The sequence below is a fragment of the uncultured Nostoc sp. genome (assembly GCF_964245575.1).
Taxonomy (GTDB): Bacteria; Cyanobacteriota; Cyanobacteriia; order Cyanobacteriales; family Nostocaceae; genus Nostoc.
In genome coordinates this window covers 1-7,386 of record NZ_CAXTNP010000329.1, presented here as the reverse complement: position 1 = coordinate 7,386, position 7,386 = coordinate 1, and the positions used below count along the sequence as shown (strand labels likewise).

The 7,386-nt window shown below is 44.8% G+C and carries 6 protein-coding genes; 2 read left to right on the top strand and 4 right to left on the bottom strand.

All coding sequences use genetic code 11. The annotated features are described in order from the left end of the window. Positions 1-229: 229 nt before the first annotated feature. From ACFFAP_RS33130 to ACFFAP_RS33115, 4 genes are all read right to left on the bottom strand, one after another. Positions 230-1,759 carry a YifB family Mg chelatase-like AAA ATPase gene (locus ACFFAP_RS33130; RefSeq protein ID WP_375515194.1) on the bottom strand — a complete coding sequence of 510 codons (1,530 nt, stop codon included), beginning with the start codon at positions 1,757-1,759 and terminating at the stop codon, positions 230-232. Between the two features lie 135 nt (positions 1,760-1,894). Next, entirely contained in the window at positions 1,895-2,593 is a 699-nt protein-coding gene (locus ACFFAP_RS33125) for a DevA family ABC transporter ATP-binding protein (RefSeq protein ID WP_375515193.1), read from the bottom strand. 107 nt (positions 2,594-2,700) lie between these two features. Beyond that, complete coding sequence (devC, locus tag ACFFAP_RS33120) at positions 2,701-3,876, bottom strand: ABC transporter permease DevC (protein ID WP_375515192.1); 1,176 nt, start codon at positions 3,874-3,876, stop codon at positions 2,701-2,703. Then, a complete protein-coding gene (locus ACFFAP_RS33115; protein ID WP_375515191.1) occupies positions 3,873-5,183 on the bottom strand; it encodes an HlyD family efflux transporter periplasmic adaptor subunit in 1,311 nt (436 codons plus the stop codon). The genes devC and ACFFAP_RS33115 overlap by 4 nt, the downstream gene beginning before the upstream one ends. A 435-nt stretch (positions 5,184-5,618) precedes the next feature. On the opposite strand from ACFFAP_RS33115, the gene ACFFAP_RS33110 reads away from it, so the two are divergent. After that, on the top strand, positions 5,619-6,233 hold the full coding sequence (locus ACFFAP_RS33110; RefSeq protein ID WP_375515190.1) for a TetR/AcrR family transcriptional regulator: 615 nt from the start codon (positions 5,619-5,621) through the stop codon (positions 6,231-6,233). A 364-nt stretch (positions 6,234-6,597) separates the two neighbouring features. Beyond that, complete coding sequence (locus tag ACFFAP_RS33105) at positions 6,598-7,305, top strand: Crp/Fnr family transcriptional regulator (RefSeq protein ID WP_375515189.1); 708 nt, start codon at positions 6,598-6,600, stop codon at positions 7,303-7,305. Positions 7,306-7,386: the final 81 nt, after the last annotated feature.

Here is a 7,386-nt window from a genome sequence, read left to right as displayed (position 1 = left end):
CCGAGTAAAAAGGTTCAACTGCCGAGTAAAAAGGCTCAACTGCCGAGTTCAATAGAGCAAGTGCGCTACGAATTCACTAAACCCTTGTGCCTAGTTTTGAAAGTCAGAGACCTTAGTGGCGGTAAAGTTGTAATCAACTCCCCGAGCTGCACTATCTGAAAAGTTCCAAAGGTTGAGTTGTCCCCCTAGCCTCAACCCTTAACAGACTTAAGCCATCATCACAAGATTCCTACTGCATTCTATCAATTGTGCGATATTGGATTGCTTCTGCTACATGATTGGTTTTTAGCTCATCTTCTGCGGCTAAGTCTGCAATAGTCCGTGCTACTTTGAGAATGCGATCGCTTGCTCTTGCCGATAAACCTAATTTCCTAATTGCTACTTCTAATAAACTGCGGCTAGCATCATCTAGCTTGCACCATTTCTGGAGATGATGACTCTGCATGTGGGCATTACAACGCAGATTTGCTTCTCCTTGGAAGCGGGTAATTGCGCGATCGCTTGCTTGTTGAACTCGTTCTCGTACTGATGTAGATGTTTCTCCGGTAGGTTGTTGGGTAATCTCTTCTGGTTTCAAGCGATTCACCGCAACTTGTAAATCAATTCGATCCATTAACGGCCCAGAAAGTTTTGCCCAATATTGCTCGCGTTGACGAGGAGAACAAGTACATTGTTGGATGGTATCGCCATAATAACCGCAAGGACAGGGATTGGTACTCGCCACCAAAGTAAACTGTGCAGGAAACATTACCGATAGTTTGGTGCGGGAAATCGTCACGTAGCCATCCTCCAGAGGCTGACGCAGAAATTCTAAAACATCTCGTTTAAACTCAGTTAATTCGTCAAGAAACAGCACACCCCTGTGAGATAATGATATTTCTCCAGGACGAGGGAAGCTACCACCACCCACAAGAGAAGGCCCGGATGCTGAGTGGTGGGGGCTGCGAAAAGGGCGATCGCGTACCAATGAACCACGATTTTTCAATAAACCAGCCACCGAATGGATGCGAGTCACTTCTAAAGATTCGGCAAAACTCAAAGGCGGTAAAATTCCTGGTAAGCGTCGTGCTAACATAGTTTTCCCACTACCAGGCGGCCCAACAAAAATTAAATTATGCCCGCCAGCAGCAGCAATTTCTAAAGCACGACGCGCATGAGCTTGTCCTTTCACATCATGTAAATCTGTGCCAGGGTAGGATACTGCTGCTATCTCGGTTGTGCCATCAATCTGCACAGGTTTGTAACGTCCCGGATTATTTAAAAAATCCACCACATCAGACAGATGTTTGCAGCCGTAAACAGCCAAGTCTTGAACCACAGCCGCTTCTTGGGCATTATCAGCAGGGATAACTAAACCTGCAATTCCCATTTTTTGGGCTGCTGCTGCGATCGGCAAGACACCAGCCACCGGACGCAAACTGCCATCCAGAGAGACTTCGCCCAAAAATAGATAATCCCCCAACAAATCAGCGCTAACTTGCTCAGAAGCCGCCAAAATTCCCACACTAATAGGCAAATCGAAACAGGGGCCTTCTTTGCGTAAGTCTGCCGGAGTTAAATTGATCACAATTTTTCGCATGGGAAAGGCGAAACCTGCATTCTTCAGCGTTGCTTTGACTCTTTCTCTGGATTCTTGAATCGCTGAATCTGGCAGTCCCAAGACAACAATTCCCGGTAATCCCCCTGACACATCGACTTCCACGCCGACTTTGACGGCATCGATGCCTACAATTGATGCACTCCAGACTCTAGCAAGCATTTATTATATAACAGTAAACCTTTCAAATCTCTAGCAGATGAGTCGCTAGATTGGCATTAGTAAAATTACAGAGACGATTTTTCTATCAAAATTGGCTATTATTGTTGTTAAGAAAACATTTTGAGGAGAACCAGCCTAACTGGCTGCAACAACAGCACCGTCATTTACTAACTTGCCATCTTCCATGTAGACGATGCGATCGGCAATATCTAGAATGCGGTTGTCATGAGTAACCAAAAGAATCGTACAATCTTGTTCTTTAGCTAGTGTTTGCATCAGGTTGACCACATCTCGTCCCGATTTACTGTCAAGGGCGGCGGTGGGTTCATCCGCTAAGACAATTTTAGGACGACCAACTAGAGCACGAGCGATCGCTACCCGTTGTTTTTGTCCCCCAGATAAATCATCAGGATAATAATTCAGGCGATCTCCTAATCCTACCTCCTCTAACATTAGGGCTGACCGGGTTTTCATTTCTGGCGGCGAAATATTATTATGTACTTCTAAGCCCATTCTGACGTTCTGGAGTGCTGTCAGGCTACCGTGCAAGTTGTGCGCTTGGAAAATATAACCGTTACTGCGTCGCGCTTGGGTAAGTTGTCCTTTGTTAGCGCCACACAGTTCTTGTTCCAATATTTGCAAACTGCCAGATTGGGCAGAACGCAAGCCACCGACTAAGGTGAGAAGTGTAGTTTTACCAGAACCAGAAGGCCCAGTCATAATAATAATTTCGCCAGCGTTAATATCCAGGTTGATATCAAAGAGAACTTGCTTGCGGAGTTGACCATGACCAAAATAGTGGTCGAGATTTTTTACAGAGATTACAGGAGGCATATTTAGGGATTGGGGATTGGGGATTGGGGATTGGGTGTTGGGGATTGGGTATTAGGGTTGGTTATTCTCCCTTATCCCCCTAGTCCCCAGTCCCCAGTCCCTATTTCCTAGAACATATCTGCGGGGTCGGCAGACTGTAATTTCCGGGTGGCGATCGCACCAGAAATTATGCACATAATCATAGTCAGTGTTAATACCGTCAAGGCCCGTGCAACGGTCATGTAAACTGGCAAATTGGTGGCATTACGAGTTAAATGATAAAGTCCTAAAGGTGCGATCGCTCCTGGGATAAAGCCCAAAATCGCCAAAATTATCGCCTCTTCAAACACCACACCTAATAAGTAGAGATTGTTATATCCCATTGCTTTAAAAGTGGCGTATTCTTTCATGTGGGAATTCACATCTGTAGAAAGAACTTGATAGACGATAATCACGCCCACCAAAAACCCCATTGCTACACCCAGGCTGAAGATAAATCCGATCGCCGTATTTGTTTTCCAGTAATTTATTTCAAATTCGAGAAATTCTGCTTTGGTTAAAACTTTAACATCATTATCTAAATGAGATTCTAAAGCTGCTTTCATCTGTTTTGGATCATAGCCTGGTTGCAGCTGCACTAAACCGAGACTGACACTGCTGGCTTCTTGTCTGGGAAATAGCCGCAGAAAGTTCTGGTCGCTGGTGATCAAAGTACCATCGGCTATGAAAGAAGCCCCGACTGAAAATAAGCCGCTAACAGTAATTGTCCGCCGTTCTATTTCGGTTGTGACAGGTTTACCTTGTTCAATTTTGGCGATCGCTTCATTGTAATCTCCTCTAGAGGCGCGATCGAACAGAACGGTATCTGGTAGCTTAATAGCATCTATCTGGCGATTCACATCCGCTAAGTTCAACACTTGCCGATCGGGATTGAACCCCATAACTAATATTGTCGTTTTCTGATGTGTTTGGGGATTTTTCCAATCAACAATGTTGACATACATTCCTTCTGCCGACTTTACACCTGGTACATCCATTGCTTGATACAACCGCCGCCGCGTAAAGTTAGACATATATGCTAAGTTACGTGCTTGGGGGCTGATGACAAACATATCAGCCTGCATACTCCGATGCAGCATTGTGTTACTTTCAAACAGGGCATTCTGAAACCCTAGCTGCATGAACATCAGAACATCGGCAAAGGCAATACCTGACAATGCTACCAAAAGACGACCTTTTTCATGACTCAGTTGCAGCCATCCTAAAGGCGTTCGCCGCCGCAGTTGCTGGATAAATCCAATCACAGTTCAATTACCGCCTTGACTTGCAAATTAGTTAAGTTAGAAGCATTTTGGCTGGATAGTTTATTTAGTTGCACATGGACTTCCACTACTCTGGCATCAATATTGCTAGAGGGGTCAGCGTTGATCAGATTTTGCCGCTTTACCTGCATACCAATCCAATCGACTCTTCCCTCTAATTCATTGCGGAGGGAATCACTGCTTACCAGCACATCCTGTCCCGGACGCACTCTCTTGATATCACTTTGGTAGACTTCTACTACTGCATACATCTGGTCGGTTTGACCTAAAGCCACAATTCCTTCATTACCTACAGTTTCTCCGGCTCGTGTATTAATCTCCAAAATTCGACCGGCTTTAGGAGCTACAACGTATGCCTCTGCCAGTTCTGCTCTAATTTTCTCCACAGTGGCTTGAGCACTGTCTATCTCTGCTTGTGCATTTGCTATATCTGTGGGACGAACTTCAGTAGTTTGATTTAGGTTAGCTTTTGCTTCGTTAATCTGCTGTTGCAAGCTGGCGAGGGTTTGATCCTGGTTGGCTTTTGCTTCGTTAAGCTGCTGTTGTAGGGTCGCTACAGTTCTTGTCTGGGTGGCTTGGCTTTCAATTAAGGCTTGAGTAGAAGTTTCGGCGCTTAGGCGTCTTTTATCAACTTCCTGGCTAGAAATTGCTCCTGCTTTGTATAAAGTCTCGTAGCGCTGCACGTCAGCTTGAGCATTACCTTTTTCGGCTGCGACGCGAGCCACTGTTGCTTGCAAGCTGCGTTGTTGCCCAAGGAGTTCTGCTTCTAGACGATTAATTGTGGCTTGCTGAGTTTTAATGTTTCCTTGTAGTTCTACTTGTACACGATTCACCGTAGCTTGACGCGCTCCAATTTCTCCCTGTTTGGCTCCAGCTTTTACTTGGTTAAGGCGGGATTTGGCAACTTGAACTTGTTTTTGTGCTTCACCCAAAGTAGCTTGTAGGCGATTGCGGTTGTCCATAATCGCAACTACCTGCCCAGCTTTGACGCGATCGCCTTCTTTCACCAATAGTTGCTCTACGCGATTTCCTTCACCATTTGAAGAAGGCGCTGACAGTTTTATTACCTCTCCCTTTGGTTCCAACCGCCCTAATGCTGTTACTGTTTTTACCACAGGCTGAACTGCTACTGGTGCTTTTTGCTTTTCATTAGTTGCAGCCTGAAGCCTTAATACTGTATAAACACCGAATGCACCTGTCGCAAAAGCTGCAATTATTGCAAGTAGAAGAGGCGATCGCAAAAGATTCTGAGAAGACCTTAAACCCTCTGAATTCCTGTTTTGCTCCATACTATTTTCCCCTTACCACCAGTAGCAACTTGTACTAAACTGTCCAGTTCAATTTATGCTAAACTAAACGGACTAGTTTAGTCAACATGATACAACTAAACTTGTCAATCAATTTGCAAAGGCATTATGCAGCTGAATGCTATTCCCTATTGGCATTAATTGTCAACTACAAGAAAGTAGAAGAGAGGAAAGCTGACAATAGAGGCTTTTGAGCTTTATCGAAGGGTATGTTTATTTTCGCCATTTTGTACTGGGGCATTTTGCAGCATCTATTAATATGTTTAAGTAGGTCGGCGTAAATAATTATCGTTGAGATAAGGCAGTTGTTGCTGGGGGCTATTAGCTGGGGGAAAAAGAGTTTGAGCTTTGTTTACTTTTCTTCACACAGTTTGGTTTTATTGTGCCGACTTACTTATAAGAAAGGATGATTAAAAAATGGTACGCATCAAAGCTGGCGAAGTGGATCGAGACAATTCCGTTGATAAAGTGGAACAAATTCTGCAAGGAGCAATGCAAGAATTCCTTCAACATGGCTATGCTGGTACAAGCATGGATCGGGTAGCGGTAGCAGCAGGTGTTTCTAAAGCGACAGTCTACAGCCACTTTCAAGATAAAGAAGGACTTTTTAAAGTACTCTTAGAGCAACTGACAAGCAAAAAGAACAGCTCCATTTTTGGCACAGAACCTATTGAGGGAGAACCAGCCGTCATACTGCACCAGGTAACAACCAAAGCATTAGAGCAGATGATTAACGACAAAGAACATAGTGCATTTATGCGAGTAGTAATAGGGGAATCTGGGCGTTTTCCTGAGTTAGCTCAAATTTGTGTTCGGGCGATGATTAAGCCAGTAGCCCAAACTCTCACTCAATACTTGGCGGCTCCTGAATTAAACATACCTGACCCAGAGGCAACAGCGAGAATTCTCTTAGGAGCATTGGTGCATTTTCATATTACTCAAAATGTAATGCATGGAAAGGACATTGTACCGATGGAAAGCGATCGCCTGATTGATGCCTTGACACACCTAATCAATAAATGCGCCAATTAGATTGGCTATTTGCCGGCGCTTGTTCGGTCAGAAGGTCAAATATCACCTTGATTGAGAGCATGTCTGCCAAATATACCCGTAATAAAAGAACCCCTCCTCCAACCCCTCCCGAAGAGCGGGGAGGAGAGACAAAGCACAGCTTTGGCGGGGTGGCATATAAAAAGGAAAGAATACGTTTAATTAATACGGATTGCAAAAGTTTACTTGGCGTGAAAACCTTAAAAAGGTATTAGCTAATTATTAAAAAATTGCTGGCCAATATCTCTTCAAAATTGGCGAACCTCCCGTAGTTATCCTTATAAATCTTCAGATCCCATAGCTTAACAATATTAAAAATAGTTAATAAACAAGCTTTAAGAAAAATATGGCTACTCAAAACCTTCTGCTCGCCGCCCTGCCCCGCGAGGTGTACAAGCAGATAGAAAACAAAATGGAGTCGGTCGAGCTTTCATACAGTGAGATACTCAACCGACCCGGCGAAACCATCGAAGAAGTCTACTTCCCTCTCACCTGCTTAATCTCAGTCACCATCACAATGATGGACGGCAGCACGGTTGAAGCCGGAGTGGTCGGAAGCCGCGAGATGGTAGGGATCAACGCCTTCATGGGCGGTCGAGAGACGACGCAGACCGAGTACATCGTTCAGGTTCCTGGCAAAGCGGTGAAAATGAAGGCATATCTGCTGCTGGATGAGTTTGACACCAATAAGTCGCTGCGGGACATGATGCTGAAATACACACAAGCTTATATCGCGCAAATCTCGCAGAATGTTGCCTGCAACCGCATTCATACTATAGAAAAACGCATGGCCCGTTGGTTGCTTGAGTCCAGTGACCGTCTCTACTCAGATGAACTGATCCTGTCCCATGAGTTCCTCTCCCACATGCTGGGCGTGCGCCGTTCTGGCATTACCGAAACTGCCCATCTCCTGGAAAAGAAAGGTCTTATCAAATGCGGCCGAAAGAAAATCAAAACCATTGATCGGCAGGGGCTAGAAGAGGCTTCTTGTGAGTGTTATGAGGTAATCAAAAAGGAGTACGATCGCCTCCTAAACTTTAAATTAGAGAGATAACAGGTAAAAAACAGGGGAGATAAGGGCACAAGGTGACAAGAGGTGAGAACTTGCAACAAGTCTTTCCCCTTGTCCCCCTGC

Coding starts and splice junctions, on each gene's coding strand:
- ACFFAP_RS33130 (WP_375515194.1), bottom strand. CDS start 1,759: ATGCTTGCTAGAGTCTGGAGTGCATCAATTGTAGGCATCGATGCCGTC.
- ACFFAP_RS33125 (WP_375515193.1), bottom strand. CDS start 2,593: ATGCCTCCTGTAATCTCTGTAAAAAATCTCGACCACTATTTTGGTCAT.
- ACFFAP_RS33115 (WP_375515191.1), bottom strand. CDS start 5,183: ATGGAGCAAAACAGGAATTCAGAGGGTTTAAGGTCTTCTCAGAATCTT.
- ACFFAP_RS33110 (WP_375515190.1), top strand. CDS start 5,619: ATGGTACGCATCAAAGCTGGCGAAGTGGATCGAGACAATTCCGTTGAT.
- ACFFAP_RS33105 (WP_375515189.1), top strand. CDS start 6,598: ATGGCTACTCAAAACCTTCTGCTCGCCGCCCTGCCCCGCGAGGTGTAC.